This is a genomic window from Nitriliruptor alkaliphilus DSM 45188, from assembly GCF_000969705.1.
Taxonomy (GTDB): Bacteria; Actinomycetota; Nitriliruptoria; order Nitriliruptorales; family Nitriliruptoraceae; genus Nitriliruptor; species Nitriliruptor alkaliphilus.
On sequence record NZ_KQ033901.1, the window covers coordinates 833,216 to 856,066 of the forward strand.

General features: G+C 73.4%; 23 protein-coding genes. 12 read left to right on the forward strand and 11 right to left on the reverse strand.

Annotation, left to right across the window (positions count from 1 at the left end; translation table 11 throughout):
* Window positions 1-9: 9 nt before the first annotated feature.
* Window positions 10-1,161: an alpha-hydroxy-acid oxidizing protein gene (locus NITAL_RS03890; RefSeq protein WP_052669398.1), complete on the reverse strand. Its 1,152-nt coding sequence runs from the start codon at window positions 1,159-1,161 to the stop codon at window positions 10-12.
* A gap of 118 nt (window positions 1,162-1,279) precedes the next feature.
* Window positions 1,280-1,768, reverse strand: coding sequence for a tRNA adenosine(34) deaminase TadA (gene tadA, locus NITAL_RS03895; protein WP_245617658.1), 489 nt, complete (start codon window positions 1,766-1,768; stop codon window positions 1,280-1,282).
* Window positions 1,769-1,966: 198 nt separating this feature from the next.
* Between tadA and NITAL_RS03900 the strand changes: the two genes are divergently transcribed.
* From NITAL_RS03900 to NITAL_RS03910, 3 genes are all read left to right on the forward strand, one after another.
* Window positions 1,967-2,929, forward strand: a complete 963-nt coding sequence (locus tag NITAL_RS03900; protein ID WP_052664856.1) for a hypothetical protein — start codon at window positions 1,967-1,969, stop codon at window positions 2,927-2,929.
* Window positions 2,926-3,765 (forward strand): SCO4651 family lipoprotein, encoded by an 840-nt coding sequence (locus NITAL_RS03905; protein ID WP_052664857.1) that lies wholly within the window; start codon window positions 2,926-2,928, stop codon window positions 3,763-3,765. The genes NITAL_RS03900 and NITAL_RS03905 overlap by 4 nt, the downstream gene beginning before the upstream one ends.
* Window positions 3,766-3,836: 71 nt before the next feature.
* Complete coding sequence (locus NITAL_RS03910) at window positions 3,837-4,661, forward strand: META domain-containing protein (protein WP_052664860.1); 825 nt, start codon at window positions 3,837-3,839, stop codon at window positions 4,659-4,661.
* A 7-nt stretch (window positions 4,662-4,668) separates the two neighbouring features.
* Here NITAL_RS03910 and NITAL_RS28430 read toward each other — a convergent pair whose 3' ends face one another.
* A complete protein-coding gene (locus NITAL_RS28430) occupies window positions 4,669-5,250 on the reverse strand; it encodes a QcrA and Rieske domain-containing protein (protein ID WP_052664862.1) in 582 nt (193 codons plus the stop codon).
* A gap of 128 nt (window positions 5,251-5,378) precedes the next feature.
* Here NITAL_RS28430 and NITAL_RS03920 point away from each other — a divergent pair, with 128 nt between their 5' ends.
* The 5 genes from NITAL_RS03920 to NITAL_RS03940 all read left to right on the forward strand — a co-directional run bounded on the left by NITAL_RS03920 (window position 5,379) and on the right by NITAL_RS03940 (window position 11,188).
* Window positions 5,379-5,594, forward strand: a complete 216-nt coding sequence (locus NITAL_RS03920) for a hypothetical protein (RefSeq protein ID WP_157041601.1) — start codon at window positions 5,379-5,381, stop codon at window positions 5,592-5,594.
* A 142-nt stretch (window positions 5,595-5,736) separates the two neighbouring features.
* Window positions 5,737-7,206 carry a UvrD-helicase domain-containing protein gene (locus NITAL_RS03925; protein ID WP_083441200.1) on the forward strand — a complete coding sequence of 490 codons (1,470 nt, stop codon included), beginning with the start codon at window positions 5,737-5,739 and terminating at the stop codon, window positions 7,204-7,206.
* An 85-nt stretch (window positions 7,207-7,291) separates the two neighbouring features.
* Window positions 7,292-7,849: a Uma2 family endonuclease gene (locus NITAL_RS27770; protein WP_052664867.1), complete on the forward strand. Its 558-nt coding sequence runs from the start codon at window positions 7,292-7,294 to the stop codon at window positions 7,847-7,849.
* Complete coding sequence (locus NITAL_RS03935; protein ID WP_052664868.1) at window positions 7,846-9,336, forward strand: HRDC domain-containing protein; 1,491 nt, start codon at window positions 7,846-7,848, stop codon at window positions 9,334-9,336. The genes NITAL_RS27770 and NITAL_RS03935 overlap by 4 nt, the downstream gene beginning before the upstream one ends.
* A 211-nt stretch (window positions 9,337-9,547) precedes the next feature.
* Window positions 9,548-11,188, forward strand: coding sequence for a DEAD/DEAH box helicase (locus NITAL_RS03940; protein WP_052664869.1), 1,641 nt, complete (start codon window positions 9,548-9,550; stop codon window positions 11,186-11,188).
* Between the two features lie 22 nt (window positions 11,189-11,210).
* On the opposite strand, the gene NITAL_RS03945 is transcribed toward NITAL_RS03940, so the two are convergent.
* Window positions 11,211-12,521, reverse strand: coding sequence for a glycosyltransferase (locus NITAL_RS03945; RefSeq protein ID WP_052664870.1), 1,311 nt, complete (start codon window positions 12,519-12,521; stop codon window positions 11,211-11,213).
* An 82-nt stretch (window positions 12,522-12,603) separates the two neighbouring features.
* Between NITAL_RS03945 and NITAL_RS03950 the strand changes: the two genes are divergently transcribed.
* Window positions 12,604-13,896, forward strand: a complete 1,293-nt coding sequence (locus tag NITAL_RS03950; RefSeq protein ID WP_052664871.1) for a DUF1015 family protein — start codon at window positions 12,604-12,606, stop codon at window positions 13,894-13,896.
* Window positions 13,897-13,898: 2 nt separating this feature from the next.
* Entirely contained in the window at window positions 13,899-14,333 is a 435-nt protein-coding gene (locus tag NITAL_RS03955) for a Fur family transcriptional regulator (RefSeq protein ID WP_052664872.1), read from the forward strand.
* A 24-nt stretch (window positions 14,334-14,357) separates the two neighbouring features.
* On the opposite strand, the gene NITAL_RS03960 is transcribed toward NITAL_RS03955, so the two are convergent.
* From NITAL_RS03960 to NITAL_RS03970, 3 genes are all read right to left on the reverse strand, one after another.
* The gene (locus tag NITAL_RS03960; RefSeq protein ID WP_052664873.1) at window positions 14,358-16,310 is read right to left on the reverse strand and encodes a cation:proton antiporter; all 1,953 of its coding nucleotides are present in this window, start codon (window positions 16,308-16,310) and stop codon (window positions 14,358-14,360) included.
* An 81-nt stretch (window positions 16,311-16,391) separates the two neighbouring features.
* Entirely contained in the window at window positions 16,392-17,183 is a 792-nt protein-coding gene (locus NITAL_RS03965) for an ABC transporter permease (protein ID WP_052664874.1), read from the reverse strand.
* A complete protein-coding gene (locus tag NITAL_RS03970; protein WP_342674203.1) occupies window positions 17,176-18,159 on the reverse strand; it encodes an ABC transporter ATP-binding protein in 984 nt (327 codons plus the stop codon). Before NITAL_RS03970 ends, NITAL_RS03965 begins: the two co-directional genes overlap by 8 nt.
* 108 nt (window positions 18,160-18,267) lie before the next feature.
* On the opposite strand from NITAL_RS03970, the gene NITAL_RS03975 reads away from it, so the two are divergent.
* Window positions 18,268-18,861, forward strand: a complete 594-nt coding sequence (locus tag NITAL_RS03975; protein ID WP_083441203.1) for a TetR/AcrR family transcriptional regulator — start codon at window positions 18,268-18,270, stop codon at window positions 18,859-18,861.
* Window positions 18,862-19,050: 189 nt separating this feature from the next.
* Here the strand turns inward: NITAL_RS03975 and NITAL_RS03980 are convergent, their stop codons facing one another.
* From NITAL_RS03980 to NITAL_RS03990, 3 genes are all read right to left on the reverse strand, one after another.
* Window positions 19,051-20,619: a peptide chain release factor 3 gene (locus NITAL_RS03980; RefSeq protein WP_052664876.1), complete on the reverse strand. Its 1,569-nt coding sequence runs from the start codon at window positions 20,617-20,619 to the stop codon at window positions 19,051-19,053.
* A 118-nt stretch (window positions 20,620-20,737) separates the two neighbouring features.
* Window positions 20,738-21,103 (reverse strand): Fluc/FEX family fluoride channel, encoded by a 366-nt coding sequence (locus tag NITAL_RS03985; RefSeq protein ID WP_052664877.1) that lies wholly within the window; start codon window positions 21,101-21,103, stop codon window positions 20,738-20,740.
* Window positions 21,100-21,558 (reverse strand): fluoride efflux transporter FluC, encoded by a 459-nt coding sequence (locus tag NITAL_RS03990; RefSeq protein WP_052664878.1) that lies wholly within the window; start codon window positions 21,556-21,558, stop codon window positions 21,100-21,102. Before NITAL_RS03990 ends, NITAL_RS03985 begins: the two co-directional genes overlap by 4 nt.
* Before the next feature lie 44 nt (window positions 21,559-21,602).
* Between NITAL_RS03990 and NITAL_RS03995 the strand changes: the two genes are divergently transcribed.
* On the forward strand, window positions 21,603-22,379 hold the full coding sequence (locus NITAL_RS03995; RefSeq protein WP_052664879.1) for an enoyl-CoA hydratase: 777 nt from the start codon (window positions 21,603-21,605) through the stop codon (window positions 22,377-22,379).
* Window positions 22,380-22,382: 3 nt separating this feature from the next.
* Here NITAL_RS03995 and NITAL_RS04000 read toward each other — a convergent pair whose 3' ends face one another.
* Window positions 22,383-22,745, reverse strand: coding sequence for a ParB N-terminal domain-containing protein (locus NITAL_RS04000; protein ID WP_052664880.1), 363 nt, complete (start codon window positions 22,743-22,745; stop codon window positions 22,383-22,385).
* Between the last annotated feature and the right edge of the window lie 106 nt (window positions 22,746-22,851).

Below are 22,851 nucleotides of genomic sequence, written 5' to 3' on the forward strand. Positions count from 1 at the left end.
CGGCCGCGCTCAGACCGGGCGGAGCACGTCGCGGGTGAGCTCGTCGACCGTCCGGACCCCGCTGAGCGCGAGGGTGAGGTCCAGGTCGGCGAGCAGGCACCGCAGCACGTGCTCCACACCGGCGGCGCCGGCGAGGGCCAGCCCCCACACGTAGGGCCGGCCGATCATCACCGCATCCGCACCGAGGGCGAGGGCGATGGCACAGTCCGCGCCGGTCCGGATCCCGCTGTCGAAGATCACCGGGACGCTGTCACCGACGGCGTCGACCACGTGGGGCAGGGCGTCCAGCGATGCCATCGCCCCGTCGACCTGTCGGCCACCGTGGTTGGACACCACCATCCCGGCCACCCCGGCGTCCACGGCCAGGCGCGCGTCGTCGGGGTGCTGGATGCCCTTGACCAGGACCGGCAGCGGTGAGCGATCCACCAGTTCGCGCAGGTCCTCCCAGGTCTGGCTCGGGTCCGAGAACGTCGCGATCCAGCGCAGGACGGCCGCCTGCCGGGTCTGCTCGGACATCGACCGCCATCCCTCGGTGCGCACCGCCTCGCCACCGTCGGGCAGGCCGGCGAGGAACGCCGGGTCGGTGAGGTAGTTGCTGAGGCCCTCGGCGTGCAGGAACGGCAGGTAGGCGGTCGCCAGGTCGCGGGGACGCCACGCGAGCAGGCGGGTGTCGAGGGTGACGACCACCGCCTCGTACCCGGCGTCGGCCGCACGCTGGATGAGCGAGTCGGCGACCGCGTCCTCGGACGGCCAGTACAGCTGGAACCACCGCGGGCCGTCACCGGCCGCCTCGGCGACCTCCTCGATCGGGTAGCTCGACACCGTCGACAGCACGAACGGGACCTCGACCGCCGCGGCACCCTTCGCGACCGCGACCTCGGCCTCGTCGTGCACGATCGACTGGACACCGACGGGACCGAGCAGCAGCGGCGTCGGGTGGGTGCGGTCGAGCAGCCGGATCGACAGGTCGCGCTCGGCGACGTCGCGCAGCATGCGCGGCACCAGCTGCCAGCTGCGGAAGGCCGCGAGGTTGTTGGCCGCGGTCACCTCGCTGCCGGCGCTACCCGCCACGTACCCGTCGGCCTTCGGATCGAGCCGCTCCCTGGCCGCTTCGCGCAGCCCCTCGTAGGTCACCGGCAGCTCGGGCAGCGTGCCGGCCATCCCCGAGAAGTACACGCCGTACTGGAAGGTGTTGAAGCCCACGGTGGCCGCTCCCTGGTCGTCCCTCGGCGTCGCGCTGCTGCGCCGACGCGCTCCCGCCGACGACCGTAGTCCCGCGTCACCGTGGGCGACGGGCGCGGCGCTCGCGGAAGAACCCCCGCAGCAGGTCGCCGCACACCTCGGCCTGGACACCCCGCACGACCTCGAGGCGGTGGTTGAGTCGGGGGTCGCGAGGGATGTCGTACAGGGCGCCGACGGCCCCCGCTTTCGGGTCGTCCGCGCCGAAGACCACGCCGTCGAGACGCGCGAGCACCAGCGCGCCGGCGCACATCACGCACGGCTCCAGCGTCACGTAGAGGTGGCACCCGTCGAGGCGCCAGCTCCCGAGCGTCCCGGACGCCTGACGCAGGGCGAGGATCTCGGCGTGGGCGGTCGGGTCCTGGTCGACCTCGCGGCGGTTGTGCCCCCGGCCGACGACCTCGGCCACGACCTCGCCGACCCCACCGTCGATGGTCCGGACCACCACCGCCCCGATGGGCACGTCGTCGTGCGCCGCGGCCGCGTGGGCCTCGGCGAGCGCCTCGGCCATCCACCGCTCGTGCTCCACGACAGGGAGGGTAGGTGGCGCGGCCACCAGCTTGGCTACGGTCGGTGCTGTCACACGCCGCTGTGCCGAGGAGGAAGCCGTGCCGACGACCCGTCGCCACGGTCGCCGCCCGTACCCGGCGGTGACCGCCTCCTGCACGCCCCACGACCGGCCAGGCCCCGCCAGCCCACCCCGCCGGTCACCGCGACGAACCAGCGGGTGACCATCGACCGCTCGGAGCCCCACGTGCCGCAGTCCACCGCCTCACCGCTCGATGGCCACCGCTGCCTGGAGGTGCTCGCCTCCCTCGACGGCCAGCTCGGCGAGGTCGACCCGGACGCCCGCGCGCTGGTCGCGCTGACCCCGGGTGAGGCCGGCAGCGTCGCCCTGACCCCGGTCCAGCTGCGCGGCGACGGGGTGCTCGAGGTCCCGGCGGACGCGCTCGGGGTGGTGGTGGTCACCTCGGAGGACGTCCGTCTCGACGACGCCGACGAGGTCGTGCAGCTGCGTCAGCTGGTCGCGATCCTCCCCAACGGCACCGAGGCCGGCGTCGTGCGGGTCGGCGACGACCCGACGCCCCGCACCTGGTCGACCGACGACGACGCGCCGGCGGACACCAGCGCGCACGTGGTCGAGACACCCGCGTCAGCCGGCGGGCAGCCGGACGGAGGCGCCGACGCTGCGTCCTCGGAGGGGTTGCGGCCGCGCGATGTGACCGCCAACAGCGCCCGGCGCGCGTTCGGTCTGCCCTCCCTGGCCGACGTCCCGCCCATCGAGGACCTCCTCGCCCGGGCGTGGCTGCTGCTGGTCGCCGAGGCCGGCCTGTCCGCGTTCGACACCCCGGAGGGACCCCGCGAGGTCGAGCCCGAGGAGGTCGCCCACCTCGACGGCGCCGACCCGCTCTCGGGCCTGTGCACCTCCGACGATCACGAACAGGACCGCGTCCCCACCTGGGAGGAGGTCCGCGAGGCCGCCGCCACCGGCGACCTCCAGCTCGCCAACTACACCGTCGAGCCCACGCACGCGGCCTGGCTGGACGCCGCCGGGTTCGCGCAGGTCGTGGACCGCACCCTGCCGTCGACCGAGCAGCTGCTCGGCACCCTGCGCATCGTCGGTGAGGACCCGCTCGTCGGCTGGGCCATCGATCACATCGCGGCGAGGGGCTGGGGCCGACCCCTGTGAGCCGCCCGCTGACCGCGCTGCTCGTCGTGCTCACGATCGTGCTGACCGGTTGCCGGGGCCAGGACGCGCAGGTGCTGCTCGACGGCGCCAGCGACGCGCTCCACGCGGCGGGCACCAGCCGGTTCGAGATGACGGTCGAGACCGTCGGCGAGGGCAGCGGCCGCTTCGAAGCCGAGGGGGCGCAGGACCTCACCACCGGCGCCCTGCGCATGGTGATCGACCTCGGCGACGACGCGACCCGGACCGAGACGCTGCTGCTCGGCAGCGAGATCTTCGTCCGCAGCCCCCTGTTCGCGCTGTTCACCGGCGACGAAGCCACCTGGGTGCGCGTCGACCTCGAGGAGACGGCCGAGCGGCAGGGCCTGGACGGGCAGGCCCTGGTCGGCGAGCAGACCGGCCCGGCGGCGCTGCTCGCGCAGCTCGACGGTGCCTCGGGTGACCTCGAGACGCTCGGGTCCGCGGAGGTCCGGGGGGTCGACACCACCCACCTGCGGGTCACCGTCGACACCCGCGCAGCCATCGAGCAGGCCGACCCGTCGGTCCGGCAGCAGCTGCGCGCGTACGCCGAGGCGAGCGGCCTGCCGGACACCTACCCGATGCAGCTATGGATCGATGACGACGGGCTGGTCCGCCGCATCCGCACCGTCCTCGACGTCCCGAGCGGCAGGGGTGGCGAGGACGTGACCCAGCAGACCACCCTCGAGCTGTACGACTTCGGCGTCAACGTCGACCTGCGGGCGCCGCTGCCGGAGGAGACCGTCGAGCTCACCGAGCTCGCCCGGGAGCTCGAACGCCTCGAGGAGCTCGACCAGCTGGACGCCGAGGATGGATCCTGACCGTGGCGCTGCGGGAACCGGCGGAGGACCGCGCACGTCTCACCGCCTGGAACCGTCCCCGGAGGTGTGCTGTGCCCGTCGTCCCTCGCCTGGTGCCGTGGCTGGTCGGCGCGTTGGCCCTGACCGCGTGCGGGCAGGGGACCGGCGCCGGAGGTGGCGCGACGGCCGACCCATCCGGTGAGTGGACCCTGGTCTCCGGCACCGGCCCAGGCGGCGAGGTCGAGGTCGGCGACGGCGTCGAGGTCACCCTCGGCATCGACGAGGACCGGTGGGGTGGCGCCGTCTGCAACAGCTACGGCGCGAACTCGGTCGAGGTCGGGGACGGCACGGTGACGATCACCGACGTGGACCGCACCGAGATGGCGTGCCTCGACGAGGCGCTCATGCGGGCCGAGGATGCCTACCTCGCCGCGTTCGTGGCGGTCGAGGCCTTCGAGGTGACCGGCGACGAGCTGCGTCTGACCGGGGACGGCGTCGAGCTGGTCTACGAGCCGGTGGCCGCCGAACCGACGGCCGCGCTCGTCGGGACGATCTGGGTCCTCGACACCCTGATCGAGGGCACCGGGCCCGATGGCTCGGCCAGCTCGACCTTCGGCGACGAGGAGGCGACCCTCGAGCTGCGCGACGACGGCAGCATCCTGGCCTCCAGCGGGTGCCTCGAGCGCGACGACGGGTCCTACGAGGTCGACGGCGACCGGCTGCGCACGAGCTTCGCGAACGACGACGACTACGACTGCGGATCCGAGCAGGCGTGGGCGCAGGACACCCACGTGTGGGACGTGCTCGGCGACGACCCGACCTTCGAGGTGGTCGGTCAGCGCCTCACCCTGACCGCGGGCGACCTCGCCACCAGCTACCGCGCGGAGGACGCCGGCGGGCCCGCGGCATCGGGCTGAGCTGGCGTCACGCGTCGGTGCAGTTCGGGCCCTCCTGCGGCTGTTCGAGGCTGCGCGCCGTGCGCGCCGGCCCGGTCCGCAGGTCACCGAAGTCGACGATCAGCGTCCCGGCGTCGTCGATGCTCGACGCGTAGCGGTCGAGGCCGCGAGGCGCCGGCCCCCTCACCCACTCGCCGAGCCGGTTGTAGCGCGAGCCGTGGCAGGGGCACTCCCACCACTGCGAGGTCTGACACCACGGCACGGCACAGCCGAGGTGGACGCACCGCTGGGTGTACAGCGCCATCAGGCCGACGTCGCCGAGGACCGCGTGATCGCGGCCGTAGGTGGCGGCCTGCGCCTCGCGGGTCGGATCCCACAGCACCAGAGACACACCGCCGGCCGGCACCCGGATGGGGATCCGCGTGGCCACGAGCTCGGAGACGAGGTCGGCCGCCGCCCCGAGCGCGTGCGGTCCGGTCAACTCGTCGCCCGGGCGCGGGTAGAGGAATCCGAGCGACCCGAGGGCGAACCCGCCGAGGCCCGTCCCGACGGCACCGCCGAGCGAGTACCGCAGGAAGCTGCGGCGGGTGACGGCAGGGCCGCTGACCACGAGGGCTCCTCGGTTCGACTCACACCGTGTCACGGATGGACAGCGCGTGTGCGCCCGGGGCCGGATGTGTAGCGCTCTGCGAACACCCTGCGCACGGATGCAACCCAGCGTCACCCCGGGACGTCAGCATGGGGGAGCGACAGGAGCAGCACGTGATGGTCGACGACACGGGGGCGATGGCAGCGATGAGCCATCGAGATACCCGCCGCAGGACACGCATCGCCGTGGCCGTCTACGGCGTCTGCCTCGTGACCCTCCTCGCGATCGGTGCGTACCTGGCGCCGTCGGGGACCGTCGCGGTGCCCAGCGGCGGTGGGACGGAGACCACGCCGGAGGTCCGCTGACCCGCACCGGGCGGGGCCGCGTGCTGGCTGGCTGACCTCGGGGGGAGCGAGCCCGCACACGGCCCCGCCGTGGAGGGCGACGCACGTCCCGCGGTGGACGACGGCGGGAGCCGTCACCCACGTCCCGTAGCCTCCAGCCTCGATGCCTCCTCCCGCCGTCCCCTCCGCGTCCGCCCCGGGCCCCGCTGCGCTCGGGCGGGGTGTCGTGGTCCGCGCCGGACAGGACGCTCCGGCCGGGTGGCACGACGCGCCGCGGCTGCGCATCGACGAGGCGGTCGCCGGACAGCCGGGTCCGCTCGCCGACGTGCTCCACCACGCGTGGTTGACACGGCGGCCCGTCGTGATCGAGCTGGCGGCCGACAACGACGTGGTACGTGAACCCGAGGTGTCCCCGCTGCGGCCCTATGAGGTGCCGCGCGACTTCGCCTTCCACCGTGAGCGTCTGCACTGGCTGACGTGGGCCAACACCTACGACGCCCGCAGCGGCCAGCCCATCTGGTGGCACGGTGTGCTGGCCGAGCGGCGTGGCGACGCCCGCCGCAGCGACACCCACGACATCGAGCTGCCCGGTGACGGCCGGCCCGCCTGGGTGGACGGCGGCCCACGCGGCCCGATCGACGCGGTCACCGACCCGATCGTGCACCGCGAGTCGGTCAGCCTCGGCCGCCTGACGCTCCTCGGCACCGCCGCCCCCGCCGACGAGCTGGCCCCCGACCAGCTCGCGGCGGTCTCGCACCGCAGCGGACCGGCCAGGATCATCGCGCCGGCCGGATCGGGCAAGACCCGCGTCCTGACGGCCCGGCTTCGTCACCTGATCCGCGACCGAGGGGTGGAGCCCGAGCTGATCACCGCCGTGGCCTACAACACGCGCGCCGCCGCGGAGATGCGCGAGCGCACCGCCGACCTGTCCGCCGATGGGCGCCGCGTCAGCATCCGCACCCTGCACTCGCTGGCCCTGTGGATCTGCCGCATGGAACGCGAGCGCGAGGTCATCGACGAGCGCGGCCAACGCGACATCCTCGACCGCATCGTGCGCACCGCCCGCATCCCCAACCAGGACCCCTACCAGCCCTACCTCGAGGCGCTCGCCGAGGTCCGGCTCGGCTTGGTCGACCCCCAGCGGGTCGAACTCGAGCGTGGCGATGTCGACGACCTCCCCGAGGTGTTCGCCGACTACCGCGAGGAACTCGACCGTCGCGGCTGGCTCGACTTCGACGAGCAGATCTACCACGCGATCGAGCTGCTGCTGCGCGACCCGGCGATCCGCCAGCGTGCCCAGCGGGCCGGCACCCACCTGCTGGTCGACGAGTTCCAGGACCTCACGCCGGCCTTCTTGCTGCTGGTCCGCCTCGTGGCCGGACCGAGCATGCAGGTCTTCGGCGTCGGCGACGACGACCAGACCATCTACTCGTTCGCCGGGGCCACCCCGGACCACCTCGTCGACTTCGACCGCTGGTTCCCGGGCGCGGCCCACCACGCCCTCGAGGTCAACTACCGCTGCCCACCGGGCGTGGTCGAGTCCGTCACCCGACTGCTGTCCCACAACCGGCACCGCGTGGCCAAGACCATCCGGTCCGGCGCAGCGGACGACCTCACCGAGGCAGCTTCCTGACCCGCGTCCACAGGTCTGGAGTGCTCGGACCGCTCGACGTACGCTCGGACCCGTAGCGTCCCTGTCCCGCGAGAGGAGGTGCGTCGTGTCCGTCCCGGTCGGCACCGGTCTGACCTACGACGATCTCGCGTCGTTGCCCGCCGACGACGGCCTCCGTCGCGAGCTCATCGACGGGGAGCTGTACGTGTCACCGACGCCGGTTCGGCGCCACCAACGCGCCGTGCTACGGATCGCCGCGGCGCTCCTCGACCACGTCGACGAACACGGCGGCGAGGTCCAGCCCGCACCAGCCGAGGTGAAGTTCTCCGACCGGACAGCCGTGCAGCCCGACGTCGTCTACGTCGGCGCCGCCCGACACGACCAGCTCACCGATCCGCGGTTCGTCGACATCGCGCCCGACCTCGTGGTCGAGGTGTCCTCGCCGTCCACCCGGCGACTCGACCTGATCAAGAAGCGCGCCCTCTACGAGCGCGAGGGCGTCACCGAGTACTGGTTCGTCGATCTCGAGGCCGATGTCGTCGACGTCTACCGCCTCGACGAGGCCGGCCACTACCCGGCGCCCACGACCCTCGCGACCGGCGACACGCTCACCTGCCTCGCCGCCCCGGGCTTCGAGCTGCCGGTCGCCGACGTGCTCGCGTGACGCACACGACCACCGCTGCCGCGCCCGACGCGGCGACGACCTCCAGCGCGCCGGGCATCCACCTCGTCGATGCCGGAGCGGCCGCCGCTCGGGCGGTCGCCATCGTCCGCGACCGGCTCGACAGCGGCGCCGCGACGGACGGGGTGGTCGTGCTGGCGCGGGTGAACAGCGCGCTGCTGCCGATCCAGATCGCGCTGACCGACGCCGGGATCGGCCACAGCGCACCGCTCGACCCGCAGGTGCTCGGCCGCACCGGTATCCGCACGGCCCTCGCCTACCTGCGCCTCGGCCTCGACCCCGACCGCATGCAGAAGGCCGACATCCTCGACACGCTGAACCGGCCGGCCCGCAAGGTGAAGTCGGCGGTCCAGCCCTTCCTCCAGCGCTCGAACCGGTGGTCGATGGGGCAGCTCGAGCAGATCCTCGACTCGCTCGACGGGGTCCAGCACGAACGGTTCGCCGGGTACCTCGGGGACCTGCACCACCTCACCCACGAGATCACCGCCGGCGCCGACACCGCCAGGTGCCTGTGGATCATCCGCAACCGCATCGGTCTGGGTGAGGCGATGGAGGCCCTGGACTCGTCCACCACCCGGCCCGAGGGCAGCTCGCACGGTGACGACCTCGACGCGCTCCAGCAGCTCGCCGACGACCACCCCGACCCGGTCACGTTCCGCGAGCGGCTCGTGGAACGCCTTCGTGTCCCCGCCGACCCGGACGGCGTGACCCTGTCCACGGTCCACCGCGTCAAGGGTCTCGAGTGGGACCACGTCCTGGTCGTCGCCGCCAACGACGGGCTGTTCCCCCACCGCCTGTCGGAGGACGTCGAGGAGGAGCGACGCGTCTTCCACGTCGCGGTCACCCGCTGCCGCCTCAGCGTCGACGTCGTGGCCGACCGGGCACGACCGTCGCCGTTCGTCGCCGAGCTCACCCGCCCACCCGCCGAGCCACGGGCCCGCGACCGCCCCGGGTTCACCGTGCCCGACGAGGTCACGCCGCGCTCGAAAGCCGGGGGCGCGACCGTCGCCGAGGTCGGGTTGCAGCTGACCTTGCCGGGTGGCCTCAGGGGACGGATCGCCGCGATCGAGGGTGCGGTCGCCGTGGTCGCGGTCGACGCCCCCGTCGGCGAGGTCACCACCCGGGTGCCGTTCGGCCGCCCGGTGGAGGTGTCGGGCAGAGCGACGACGCTGGCTGCCGCCCCGCGCGTGACCCGCGCACCCACGACCACGGGCCGGCTGGTCGACGTCGGTGGTGTCGACGGTCCCGCCGATCCTGCGCTGCTCGAGGCGCTGAAGGCGTGGCGGACCCGCACCGCGCAGGCGACCAACTCCCCGGCGTTCCTCATCTTCCACGACCGCACCCTCGAGGCGGTCGCGGCCCGCAAGCCCGGCAGCGTGCGCGAGCTCGGTGCCATCCCCGGGATCGGGCCGGCCAAGCTCGAGCGGTTCGCCGACGACCTCCTCGAGCTGGTCGACGCCCACCCGTGACGGCACGGTGCCACTGGTGGGTGACGTGCGCTGACCGGGTCGGGGCCCCGGAGGTTCGGTGAGGTCGCTGACCTGTGGCAACATCCCGGACCGCCGCGGCAGGCCCCTCCCGCAGCTCCCCGCCCTCCGCCGCGCTGTCGCTCGGCCGATCTCGTCGGTCACCGCTGCGACCGTTCACCCCGTCCGCCCTCGCCCCGAAGGTGCTGCCTCGATGCGTCGTCGCTCCCTCCGTCTGCGCAAGTGGCAGAAGGAAGCCCTCGACCGGTTCGAGGCCCACCCGGGACGTGACTTCCTGACCGTGGCGACCCCCGGTGCCGGCAAGACCACGTTCGCCCTGACCGCGGGGCTCCGCGACCTCGGGCGCTTCCCGCACCGACGCATCGTCGTCGTCGCACCGACCCAGCACCTCAAGCACCAGTGGGCCGAGGTCGCCGCCACCTTCGGCCTCCAGCTCGAGCCGCGGTGGGGGTCGTCCGACCCCTTCCCCCGGGACATGCACGGGGTGGTGGTCACCTACCAGCAGGTCGCCGCCGACCCCCGACCGCTGCGCGGCCCGGCCGAGGACGCGTTCGTCGTCCTCGACGAGATCCACCACGCCGGCACCGAACGCGCCTGGGGAGACGGTGTCTTCCACGCCTTCGAGCTGGCCGCCCGGCGCCTGTCGCTGTCCGGCACCCCGTTCCGCAGCGACCAGAACCCGATCCCGTTCGTCGACTACGACTTCGAGGAGGCCGTCGCCCACTACACCTACGGCTACGGCGAAGCGCTGGCCGACGGCGGGGTCGTACGCCCCGTGTTCTTCCCCCGGATCAACGGGCACATGGAGTGGTCGGCGCCCGACGGCACGCTGATGAACGCGACCTTCGACGACAAGCTCGACCGCACCGCCGCGTCGCAACGGCTGCGCACCGCGCTGTCGCCGGAGGGCGAGTGGCTACCGACCGTCCTCGACCAGGCCCACGCCGAGCTCACCCGCATCCGTGAGCTGCACCCCGACGCGGGTGGCCTCGCGATCACGATGGACGTCGATCACGCGCACGCCGTCGCGCAGCTGCTGCGGTCCCGCCACGGCGTGGAACCGGTGGTGGCCACCTCCGACGACCCGCTGGCGTCGGAACGGATCGCCCAGTTCGCCGCCAGCTCCGACCCGTGGATCGTGGCGGTACGCATGGTGTCCGAGGGGGTCGACGTGCCGCGGCTGCGCGTGGGCGTCTACGCGACCAACACCGTGACCGAGCTGTTCTTCCGACAGGCGGTCGGACGCCTCGTCCGCTGGTCCGGCCCGCTCCGTCGCCAGAAGGCGTTCTTCTTCCTGCCCGACGACTTCCGGCTGCGCACCTTCGCCACCCAGATCGCCGAGCAGCGCACCCACTCGCTGCGCCGCCGCGAGCAGGACGGCGACCAGCTCCCCGTGGAGCTCGACGCGGTCGAGCACGGCCAGGGCGAGGACCAACTGAGCCTCTTCGAAGCCATCTCGGCCACCCCCCTGGACGACGGCGATCCGTCCTCCATCTTCGACGACGCCCACCCCGACGACCTGATCCACGACCCGGACGAGGCCCACGACCTCGCGCTCGAGATCGAGCTCGCCGCGCCGCCGCCGCTGTCCGGTGGCGGCAAGGACGAGGCCGACGGCCGGGTGCTGACCGTCAGCCGCACCCAGCGCAAGCGCGAGCTGCGGCAGGCCAACACCGACCGGGTCACGATGCTGCGCCACCTGACGGGCCTCGCGCCCGAGGTCATCAACGCCCAGCTGAACCGCGACACGGGGATCCGCACCATCGACGAGGCGACCATCAAGGACCTCGAGAAGCGCCTCCACCTCGCCGACCGCTGGGTCGACAGAGCCTGATGCGCCGGGCGTGCTCCCTCGGCTACCGGGTGGGGCCGGAGGCCGGGGGGAGGGTGCCGGCGAGGACCCCTTCGACCACCTCGGCCGCCGCGGGTGGTCCGAGCCCGGCAGCCTGGTCGGCGAGCCGCCCCGCGGCCGCCGCGTAGCGTTCGTCGGCCAGGACCCGCACGACGGCCCGACGCAGCTGCCCGCTGCGTCCGATCGGAGCGGGCAGCCACGGGGTCCACGGAGCTCGCAGGTCCACGCGGCGGCCGGCCCCGGCCCAGGTGACGCGAGCTGCGGCCTCCAGCTGGTCCCCGAAGTCGGGCACCAACGTCAACGGCAGCCCGCGGAGCAGCGACTTGCCGACGACGCCGGCCCCGCCCGGGGCGATGACCACGGCACGCGACGCCCTGGCGGCGAGGTCCAGCGCCTGGTGGTGGGGGATGGACCCGACCACGCACCCGAGGGGCCAGACCTGGGCGGTGCGGACCGCCACGTCGGGATCCTCCGTGATCGCCACGAGCTGGAGGTCGAGGCCGACGAGCGCTTCCACCGCCAGGCCGGCCAGGCCGCCTGTGGCACCGGTCCCCGTCGAGTCCGTGACCACGACGATCGGCGCACCGTCCGGGTCGATCTCCCGGAGGATGGCCCCGGGTGACCTCCCACGGTGTCGCGTCGATGACACGGCCGGGACGGCGACGCCGACCTCCGGTGGGTCCCAGGGCAACGGCCCGACGAGGTGGGCGTCGTCGGGCCAGCGCAGGCGCGGGTACTCGAGGCCGGGCAGCGACCCGATGAGGCGTGCCGCCGGACGCCCGCCACCGGCCGGCAACCCGAGGAGGGACCGGGCGGCTGCGCGGTCGCGGCGCCCGGCCACTCGCGAACGCGCCGCCAGCCGGTGGACGTAGCGGTCGTCGGCCCGGACCCACGGCCGCCGCGAGGGGTGGCGGCCGAGCCCCATCGGCGGCAGCTCGACGGCGGCGTCGCTGAGGTGGTGCGGCACCAGCTGTACCCACGGCAGATCGCACAGCTCGGCCGCCAGACCGCCGGCCGCCATCAGCACGTCACCGACCACCACGTCCGCGTCGACGTCGCGGAGGAGCGCCGCGAGAGGCCGTGCGGCGCCGGCGGCCCACGACCACAGGTTGGCGGACAGGTCGGCGTGCTCATCGTGCGGCTCGGCCTCCGGGATCGGCGCCCACGGGACCTGTGCGGCGTCGAGCTCGGGCCCCCGACGGGTTCCGGTCACCACCAGCACCTGGTGCCCCCGGTCCCGCAGGGCAAGCGCCACCGCCACGATCGGGTAGGTGTGGCCACGGTCGGTGCCCGAGAGCAGGACGACGCACGCCACGAGCAGCTCCGAGGTCGGTGGGCGGCGCGCACCCTAGGTTCCCGTGGTGGCGGACCCGTAGCCCGACGAACTCGAGGCCCTCGTGATCGAGCTCCACCCGTTCACCGGCCACCTCGTGGTCGCGGAGCGAGCCCACCGCGTCGTCGCACCGCCCTACGACGCGCTCGATCCCGCCGCGCGTTCGGCGCTGGCAGCCGCGGACCCCGACAGCTACCTCGGGGCGCTGCCGCCCGGCACCTCGATGGACGGCGATCAGCTCGAGGCGACGCTCACCCGGTGTCGTGACCACCTCGATCGCCTGTTCGCCACCGGAGGGTTCCGGGCGCTGCCGGGCCCGACCCTGGGAGTCCTGGCGCTCAGCAGCGGCGACGAACATGCCGTCGCCGTCGTCGGTGACGTCCCCGTGAGCGCGTTCGGGGCCCTGCTCGACGCCGGCCCCGACACGCCACCGCGACCCTTCGGCGAGGACGACGACCGCATCCGGCCGCACGAACACGTCCGGGACGACCGAGTGGCACAGCTCACCCGGTACCTCGAGGTGGTCGGCGTCGCATCGTCGCCGGTCGCGCTCACCCAACGCCCGAGCACCGCGGTCACGACCGCGACCGATGCCGTCACCGGCGCACCCCCGGACCTCGCCTACCGAGCCGACGACGAGGTCGACGTCGCGCTCTGGTGCGTGACCGACGCGGCGACGCAACGCCGGCTGACCGCGGCGATCGCCGCGGCGGGTCCCGCCTACCTGGCCGACGGTCACCACCGCGGCGCCGCGGCAGCCCGGTTCGCCAGCACCGTCGGCGCCGGCCCCGGCGACCCCGCGGGGCGCGTCCTGTGCGCGATCCTGCCGAGCGACCAGCTCACCGTCCACCCCTTCCACCGGCGCTTCGACGCCGTGCTTCCGAGGGAGACGGAGGCGACGGACGCTGCCGTCGAAGCCCTGCTCGGCCGCCTGCGCAGCCGGGGTGTGGGGGTCAGCGCCTCCGGTCCGAACCAGCCTCCCCATCCCCACCGCATCGCGATGACCGCGGACGACCGTTGGTGGGACCTCGACGTCAGTGCGCTCGTTCGTGACGACGATCTCGTCGAGGCGCTCGATGTCCGCCTGGTCGACCGTGATCTCGCCCCGCTGCTGGCAGGCGACGCCCCGCAGGCCCCGTCGGTCACCGTGCCGGCGCCGCTCGGGCTCGGTGCACTCGTCGCACCGGGTGCCATCGGTGTCGCGCTCCACGCCCCCGACATCGAGACGGTGCTCGCGGTGGCGGCCGCCGGACGCTCACTGCCTGCCAAGACGACCTACGTCACCCCGAAGCTGCGGTCCGGCCTGGTGATCACGCCACGGTCTCCGTCGGACGCGCGGGACGACCTACCCTGCTGACAGTGGACGCCGCCCTCGAACTCGATCAAACCCTGCGCGCGCAGGGCCACCGAAGCACGCGGCCGCGTCGGGCGGTCTGGCGGGTGCTCGCGGGCGCCGACGCGCACCTCACGGTCGAGCAGATCGCGCAGGCGGTCCGGGAGGCCGGCGAGGACGTCGACCTCGCCTCGATCTACCGCGCGCTCGCCCTGTTCGCCGAGTTGGACCTGGCCCGTGAGACGCACCTCGGCGGCCAGGAGGCAGCCCGCTGGGAACGGGCCCATCCCGACGAGCACTTCCACGTGGTGTGCGGCGTCTGCGGGGACGTGGACCACCACGTGGGGTCGCTGGTGGCCCAGATCTACGAGCACCTGGACGAGGGTCACGGGTTCGAGGTCCACGACGTCGACCTCGTCGTGACCGGCCGCTGCGCCACCTGCCGCGGGTCCGTCGCCTGACCGACCGCGCCTGCTGCCTCGCGCTCAGTGCGGGACGGCGACGATGACCGTGCGACCCTCGGCCGCCCGGGCCAGGCGGCGAGCACCCCGTCCGAGCCGGCTGGCGGTCGGGGGCATGCCGGTCAGGACCACGTCCCCCTCCGTGAGCAGCCGTGGCAGCCGACCGAGGACGCCCTCGACCGAGACGATCTCGGCGGCGTCCTCGTCGACGTCGAGGTTGACCAGCTGGGTGCGGACCAGATCCTCCTCGTGGTCGGTGATCACCACGATCTTGGTCTCGGCCTGCCGGGCGATGCGGACCGCGACCTGGAAGGCGAGGGCGGTCCCGAGGAGGCTGCCCGGGCCGACGTCGTCCCGGGTCAGCACCACCACGACCCGGCGGGTGCGATCGTCGTCGCCGGGGCGACACACCAGCACCGGCACCGGGCTGTCAGAGATGATCTGGTCGATCACCGCGCCGAAGAACCCCTCGCGGGCGTTGGCGTACCCCTTCCACCCCATCACCAGGCAGGTCCCCTCCTGCTCGACCACCGTGTGCAGGACGCCGCCCGAGGTGGACGAGTCGATGCGCACCGAGGTCTGGACCTCCGACCCCGCGCCGAGCGCCACCTTCTCGGCGGCGAGCGCGAGGTCCCGGTGGGCACGGATCTGGTCGGGGCGGGCGTCGAGGGGCAGCACGTTGACGGCGACGACGGCGCCGGAGTCGGATGCCGCGACCTGGGCCGCCACCCGCACCAGCGACGCGACGGTGGCCGGGTTGGCGACGGGGACCACGACGCGGGAGCCGAGCGGGGCGTTGGACCGGTCGGGAGCGGTGATCCGCGGCCCGTAGCGGTCGGCGGACCAGCCGGCGATCAGCGCGGAGGCGAGGATGACGAGCACCACCGCGTTGACCTCGACCGACCCGATGAGCCCGAGCTCGGCAGCCACGGTCGTCGCGGCAAGCGCGCCGGCCGCCTGACCGACCGTCAGCGAGAACATGATCCCGCGCTCCGGTCCGGTGACGCCCATCCAACGACCGGACCCCTCGGAGGCCAGGAGCTTGGCCGCCATCATGGCGGCGATGAACGCGCCCGCCAGCGCCACCGTGCGGCCGTCGGCGACGGCGAGCGGGTCGAGGATCATCCCCGTGGAGATGAGGAACGCGGGGATGAAGACGCTCTCGCCGAGGAGGCGGACGCGGTCGGCGATGGCCGTGCGGGCCGGCACGAACGGGTTGAACGCGAGACCGATGAGGAACGCGCCGACGATCGGCTCGATGCCGATGTAGCCCGCGACCACCGCGGCGACACCCATGCCGCTGAGCAGGTAGGTCAGGCGCACCCGACGGTCCTGGCCGAGCCCGGTGAAGAACCAGCGGGTGAAGCGCGGGACGCCGAACAGCACGACCGCCATGTACCCGGCGAGCCCCGCCCCGAACAGGACCCAGAACCAGCCCGTCGAGTCCCCGGCGGCGCCCGCGGCAGCGACGGCGAGCACGAGGAGGGCCGCGACGTTGGCGATCAACGTCGCGCCGAGCGCGGCGGTGACCGCCCGGTTGGCGGTCAGGTCGAGCAGGCTGACCGTGCCGTAGCTGAGCAACGTGTGGCTGGCGAAGGCCGACGCGACGATGACCGCGGCGAGCAGGTCGATACCCATGGCCGTCGCGACGCCCGTGACCACGATCATCGGTGTGAGGAAGGTCGTGATGCCGAAGACGACCGAGTCGCGCCGGTGGCGTCGGAAGCCGTCGAGGTCGAGGTCCAGCCCGCCCTGGAACATCAGGTAGAGCAGGCCCACGTAGCCGAGGGTCTCGATGAAGGTGTTGCGGTCGAGCACCCCGATGACGTTCGGCCCGATGACCATCCCGCCGAGGACGAGCCCGATGATGGCCGGCAGGCGCAGACGCTCGGCGATCAGTGGGCCGAGCAGCACCATCAGGAACAGCACCGCGAAGACCGCGCCAGGATCGGTCAGCGGCAGGAAGCCATCCAGCATCGGTCCCCGCTCGGGCTGTGGTCGGGCTACGTGGGCCCGCGGAAGGTACGCGGACCGCGACCCGGCCGGAGCGCCGACCGGTCAGGGGCGGTGCGCGAGGGCGCGGAGGCTGACGGCCAGACCCCCCAGGCACCAGAGGCCGAGGACGACGAGGTCACGCCCGTCGAGGGTGAAGGTGTCGCTGGCCAGCGCAGCTCTCATCGCGTCAGCCGCCGCCTGGACCGGCAGATAGCTGTGCACGGTCTGGAACCAGCCGGGCAGCTGGGCAGCCGGGAACGTGATCGGCGAGAAGAGCAGCACGAAGAAGACCAGCACCTGGCTGGCGACCATCGCGAGCAGCTGGGGGAGGCTGACCGCGATGGCGAAGCCGACCGCGGTCGCCATGACCACCATCAGGATGCTGACGGCGATGAGCAGCGGCAGGTCGATGGCGAAGGTCACCCCGTACCGCAGCCAGGCGGTCAGCAGCGCCGCCAGCAGGCCGGGCAGGGCGACCACGGTCCAGACGGTGAGGTAGGAGCCGAGCAGGAGCCACCGGGCGATGGGCAGGGTCCGCAGGTAGGTGAACGAGCCGTTGGCCCGCCCGGCGGAGACCTCCTGGGGGACCACGACGAGGCCGACCATGATCAGCAGGACGGTGGGCGCGCCGGTCGACAGGAACAGGGCGGTGGAGGCGTCCATCGACGGCACCAGGAACCCGAAGCCGACCACGATCCCGACGGCGAGCATCGCCTGCACGATCACGACGACGGGCAGCATCGTGGCCCCGATGCTGGTCAGGTGCCAGCGCACCATGAGCGCGTACGCACCGCGGCGGGTCGCCACCGGCGCGGCGGTAGCGCCGGGGTGGATCGCGAGGGTCACGTCAGCCACGGGAGGGCTCCAGTTCCTTCTCGTCCGACGCGGGGTCGGTGATCGACAGGTAGACGTCCTCGAGGGAGGTCGGAGTGAGGGCGAACGCCTCGATGCGCCCCGCAGCGCGGCTGCTGGTCGCCCAGGCGATGGCCGCCTGAGCCTCGGCGGCGGGGATGGCCAGCAGCAAACGCCTGGCGGTCCGCGTCCGTCGGTGGACCTCCACCGGCGGCGTCAGGACCGCATCGTCGTCGTCGGTACCCGGCGGGAGGCTGAGTTCGAGGCGCAGCAACGTGTCGTCGTGACCTCGGACCTCGGTCGGCGTCCCGGATGCCACGACCCGGCCGCGGTCGAGCACCACCAGCCGGTCGACGACGCGTTCGGCCTCGACCACGTTGTGGGTCACCAGCAGGACGGCGGCGCCGCCGTCGGCGAGGTCCCTGACCAGGTCCCAGAGCCGCCGTCGGCGGGCCGGATCGACGTCGTTGGTCGGCTCGTCCAGGATCACCAGCGGCGTCGGGGCGATCGCCGCCATCGCGAAGCTCGTCAGCCGCCGCACCCCGCCGGACAGACCAGCGCCCTCGGGCAGCGCGCGGCGATCGAGCCACTCGGTGATCCCGAGCCGCTCGGCGGTGACCTCGGTCGCCTCCCTCGCTGCGCGGCGGTCCAGCCCGCGCATCCGCGCCGCGAGACCGATCGCCATCCGCGGCGTCAGCCCCTCGATCGGGGCCTGCGCCTGGGCCTGGACGGCGACGCGGCGACGTGCCGCGGCCGGCTCGGCGATGGCGTCCACCCCCGCGAGGCGGATCGTGCCCGCGTCGGGACGCAGGAGCCCGACGACCTGGGAGACCAGCGTGGTCTTGCCGGCCCCGTTGTGCCCGAGCAGCCCGACGATCTCGCCGGCGCCCACCTCGAGGTCCACCTCGTCGTTGGCGACCACGTCGCCGAAGCGGCGGCTGAGGCCCTGTACCGCGAGCACGGGGTCCACGATGTCCATCCTCCTGGCCGATGTCGCGACGGCCCTCACGGACGCCGCGGCGTACTGTCGGTATCTGGATACTGACGGTATTCCGATACCAGCGGTACGTCAAGCTACGCTGCCGTCATGCCGACCGCGTCCCCGCCGCCCACCCGCTCCGAGCGCCAGGAGCGGACCCGTTCCGCGCTCGTGGCCGCCGCCCAGCGGGCCTTCGCGCGGGACGGCTTCCACGGCGCGAACCTCACCGCTATCGCGGCCGAGGCGGGGTTCACCAAGGGCGCGATCTACTCGAACTTCGCCAGCAAGGCCGAACTCTTCCTCGCCGTGCTCGACCACGACATCGACGAGGCGTTCGCCGAGGGCGCCGACATGCTCGACCGGGGCGCCTGGGAGGAGGACCTCGGATCGGAGGACGAGCGGGCCGCTCGGCACACCGGCCAGGTCGTGGCCTCGCTGGAGTTCATCGCGACGGCGCTGCGCGACCCGGACCTGGCCGCGCAGCTCGAGCAGCGCACGGAACGGATCCGGCGGCAGTTCGTCGAGCTCGCGGCCGCGCACCGCGCCGAGGACGACCCGCTCGACGCCGAGGAGCTCGGCACGCTGCTGCTGGCGCTGCAGCAGGGCACCGGTCTGCTGCTCGGACTCGGCGTCCCGAGCCTCACCGGCGAAGGTGTGGCTGCCGCGATGGAGCGGATCGTCGCGCCCGGAGCGCGGTGCTGACGAGCCGCTCGTCGCCGCGACAGGTTTCTGCTGAGGACGCCGGTCAGCGCACCGCAGGCGGGTTCCACCGGTCGTCGGGGGTCGCTCGGTGACGTGAGAAGACGACGGTGACGGCAGACGGGCGTCCAACGCCGTTCGGGCGTCACCGTCGAAGGCTGACGTCACCAGACCACGGTGGCGCGGGCGAACTCAGCTGAGGACGAGCGTGTCGAGCATGAGCTCCGGGTTGTCCGCGGCCACCCGGTCGGCGACGAACCGGCTGCGGAACAGGGCCATCGGCGCGCCGGTCGACCGCCGGTAGACCTCGACGTCTCGCATCCCGGCCAGGACCTTCGCCCCGTCCTCGTCGGTGGCGCGTGCCACCTCGAAACGGGTGCCCTCGAGCCGGACGGGAGCGCCGAACTCGTGCTCCATCCGCCAGGTCGCGACCTCGAACTGCAGCCGGCCGACAGCCGCCCAGATGGGTGCCTGGTCGCCGAGGTCGGGGTGGCGCAGGACCTGCACCACGCCCTCCTCGTCGAGCTGGTCCACGCCCTTGCGGAACTGCTTGGTGCGGTTGCGGTCGGTCGGGTGCGCGGTCGCGAAGTGCTCCGGCGTGAAGGTCGGCAGCGGCGGGAACACCACCGGGGCGCCCTGGGCGTGGAGGCTGTCACCGGCGACCAGGTCCATCGCGTTGATGAGGCCGATGACGTCGCCCGGGTAGGCCTCGTCCACGGTCTCGCGGTCGCGGCCGAACACCGCGGTGGCGTACTTGGCGGTCGTGCCCCGCCCCGTGCGGTGGTTGATCAGCGTCTCGCCCCGCTCGAACCGGCCCGAGCAGACCCGCACGAACGCCATGCGGTCGCGGTGGCGTGGGTCGAGGTTGGCCTGGATCTTGAACACCAGGCCGCTGAAGGGCTCGTCGATCGCGCGGTGCCCGCCGTCGCGGGTGGGTCGGGCCGCCGGCGGTGGAGCGAGCTCGACGATGGCGTCCAGGAGCAACCGGACCCCGAAGTTGGACAACGCCGAGCCGAAGAACACCGGCGATGCGGTGCCGGCCAGGAACGCGTCGACGTCGACGTCCGCGCCGATCGCGTCGAGCAGTTCGACCTCCTCGCGCACGTCCTCGCTGACCCAGGAGTCGGAGCCGGTCAGGTCGGCCTCGTCCTCCTGCGCCATCTGGCCACCACGGACCCCGGCTGCCTCGAAGCGGAAGGCACGAGCGGTGCGGCGGTCGATGACACCCTGGAACTGGCCCTCGGGCTTGATCGGCCACGTCACCGGCTGGCCGACGAGACCGAGCGTCCGCTCGATGTCGTCGAGGATCTCGAGCGGCTCGGGCGTCGGCCGGTCCATCTTGTTCACGAACGTGATGACGGGGGTGCCCCGGGCCTTGCAGACCGCGTACAGCTTCTCGGTCTGGGGTTCCACACCGCGGGCGGCGTCGAGGACCATCACGGCCGCGTCGACCCCGGACAGGACGCGGTAGGTGTCCTCGGAGAAGTCGCGGTGACCGGGGGTGTCGAGCAGGTTCAGCACGTGGCTGTCGTGCTCGAACCGCGCCACGGCGGACGACACCGAGATCCCACGCTGCTGTTCGAGCTCGAGCCAGTCCGAGGTCGTCGCCCGGTCGGTCTTGCGGGTCTGGACGGCACCGGCACGCCCGATGGCGCCCGCGTACAGCAGGAACTTCTCGGTCAGGGTGGTCTTGCCCGCGTCCGGGTGCGAGATGATCGCGAACGTCCGGCGGCGCGCAGCCTCGGTCTCGACGGCGGCCACGGCTCGATGTCCTTCACTCGTGCGGGAGCGCGCTCGGACGCCCGGGGGAACCGCACGTGGGCGGGAGAGGCGTACACCGGCCACCACCGCGCGGGCCCGGCACGGTACCGGACCCCGGTCAGGTCAGGCCGACCACCAGCAGGACGAGGCCGACGCCGACCAACAGCTGCGCGACGAGGTCCACGGCGCCGATGACGGCGACGGACCGGCCGGACTCGCGGGCGAGCACGGCCTCGACCATCCACGTCGAGAACGTGGTCAGCGACCCGCAGAACCCGAGGGCGAAGACGACCTTCATCCCGGCGCCCAGCGGCGCGGCGAGCACCACGGCGACCAGCAGTGCCCCCACGAGGTTGACGACGGCCACGGCTCGGGCGCGGTCGAGGGTCCCCGGCTCGCTGGTGGCCTCCAGCACCTCGTGGCGCACGAGCGCGCCGGCCGCGCCGGTCAGCGCGAGGCCCACGACCACGAGGAGGACACTCATCGGTCCGGCTCCGTGGCACCCAGCTCCGGCTCGGTCGGGGCGACCGCGTCGGTCCGCTCCCCGAGGCGGAAGCCGATGAGCGCCGCAGCGAGGCCGGCACCGAGGCTGAACAGCCCGATCGCGGCGGCAGCCCACACCTCACCAACGAGCCCGGCTCGCGTCACCTGCTCCGCCAGCGCGGAGAACGTGGTCAGCGACCCGAGCACCCCGGTCCCGAGCAGGGGCAAGAGCCGTGCCCACTGGCGATCGTGGCGAGCGCGGGCGACCAGCCAGCCGAGGGCCAGCGCCCCGAACAGGTTCACCAGGAGGACGGCCAGCACCTCGCCACCGGCGGTGGTGGCGACCGCCGCGATCACGACCCCGGACCGCACGAGCGTCCCGACCGCTCCACCGATGGCGACGTGGCCTCGCACGCGGCGCGGATCGTCCGAGAAGGTCGCGGGGGGGACGCTCACGGCACGGACGCTACCGTCCGGACCACGCCATCAGGAGCCCTCCCGTGTCCGAATCCCTGCAGGTCACCACGCCCGCCGAACACGTCCGGCTGCTGACGCTGCACCGGCCGGAGCGGCGCAACGCGCTCGACCTCGCCACCATCGAGGCCTTGGTGACCACGCTGCGCGAGCTCGATGCCGACGACGACGTGCGTGCGATCGTGCTGACGGGCTCGGACCCGGCGTTCTCGGCCGGGCTCGACCTCGCCGAGGTCGGCTCGGGCGTCATCGACCTCGAGGCCATCGGCGAGCGCGGCGACGACCCCTGGGTGGTCCTCCAGCAGGTCGCCACGCCGACCATCGCCGCGGTCAACGGGGCCGCCGTGACCGGCGGGCTGGAGCTCGTCCTCGACTGCGACCTCGCCATCGCCTCCGACGCGGCGCGGTTCGCCGACACCCACGGCCGCGTCGGCATCCACCCCTCGGGGGGCCTGACCGTCCTGCTGCCGCGGTTCGTGGGTCGGAGGGCCGCCCTCGGGATGAGCCTGACGGGCCGCTTCGTCGACGCCGAGGAGGCGCTGACGATGGGCCTCGTCAACGCGGTCGTGGCGCACGACCAGCTGCTCGACGCCGCGGTCGCGACGGCGGTGGCGATCACGGAGGCCGACCAGCGCATCCTCGCCGCGATCCTGGCGACCTACCGGGCGGTCGACGGCCTCCAGCTCGACGAGGCGCTGGTGACCGAACGCGAACGTGCCTTCGAGGTCCGCGTCGACGCGGACGCGGTCGAAGCGCGACGAGCCGCGATCATCGCGCGCGGCAGCGGCCTGACCAAGGGCTGACCGTCAGGCGGCCGAGCGGGGCCGCGCGAGCAGCACCGGGAGGCGCTCGGTCCCGCTGGCGAGGTGGGCCGCCAGCGCGTGGTGACCGTCGATCACGTACAGCCCCGGTCCGTGGCTGACCAGGTGGACGTGCCGCATCTCGAGCGGGCGCGTCGTCGCACGTTCGGCGAGCCACCGGACCCGCTCGGGATCGATCGCCACGTCGAGCGAACGCAGGTCGAGGGCGTACCGCGGGATGGCGGTGCGTACGCGGTCCTCGTCGAACTCGCTCGGGACACGCCAGGCGTCGTCGGCGAGCAGGCGGATGCGACCCGGCAGGTAGTCGGGGAGGTGGTCGGGCAGCGACCGGGGGAGGGGAGCGAGCACGGTGGTACCGAGGGAGGACGAGGGCTCCGGGGAGCGGTGGGGAGGCTCCAGTGGAGCGCACCTGTGTGACGGGGAGGTGACCGCACCGCGTCGGGCGCGTGAGTAC

Coding starts and splice junctions, on each gene's coding strand:
- NITAL_RS03890 (WP_052669398.1), bottom strand. CDS start 1,161: ATGGCCGGCACGCTGCCCGAGCTGCCGGTGACCTACGAGGGGCTGCGC.
- NITAL_RS03975 (WP_083441203.1), top strand. CDS start 18,268: ATGCCGACCGCGTCCCCGCCGCCCACCCGCTCCGAGCGCCAGGAGCGG.
- NITAL_RS03985 (WP_052664877.1), bottom strand. CDS start 21,103: ATGAGTGTCCTCCTCGTGGTCGTGGGCCTCGCGCTGACCGGCGCGGCC.
- NITAL_RS03960 (WP_052664873.1), bottom strand. CDS start 16,310: ATGCTGGATGGCTTCCTGCCGCTGACCGATCCTGGCGCGGTCTTCGCG.
- NITAL_RS03920 (WP_157041601.1), top strand. CDS start 5,379: ATGGGGGAGCGACAGGAGCAGCACGTGATGGTCGACGACACGGGGGCG.
- NITAL_RS03940 (WP_052664869.1), top strand. CDS start 9,548: ATGCGTCGTCGCTCCCTCCGTCTGCGCAAGTGGCAGAAGGAAGCCCTC.
- NITAL_RS03970 (WP_342674203.1), bottom strand. CDS start 18,159: ATGGACATCGTGGACCCCGTGCTCGCGGTACAGGGCCTCAGCCGCCGC.
- NITAL_RS03925 (WP_083441200.1), top strand. CDS start 5,737: ATGCCTCCTCCCGCCGTCCCCTCCGCGTCCGCCCCGGGCCCCGCTGCG.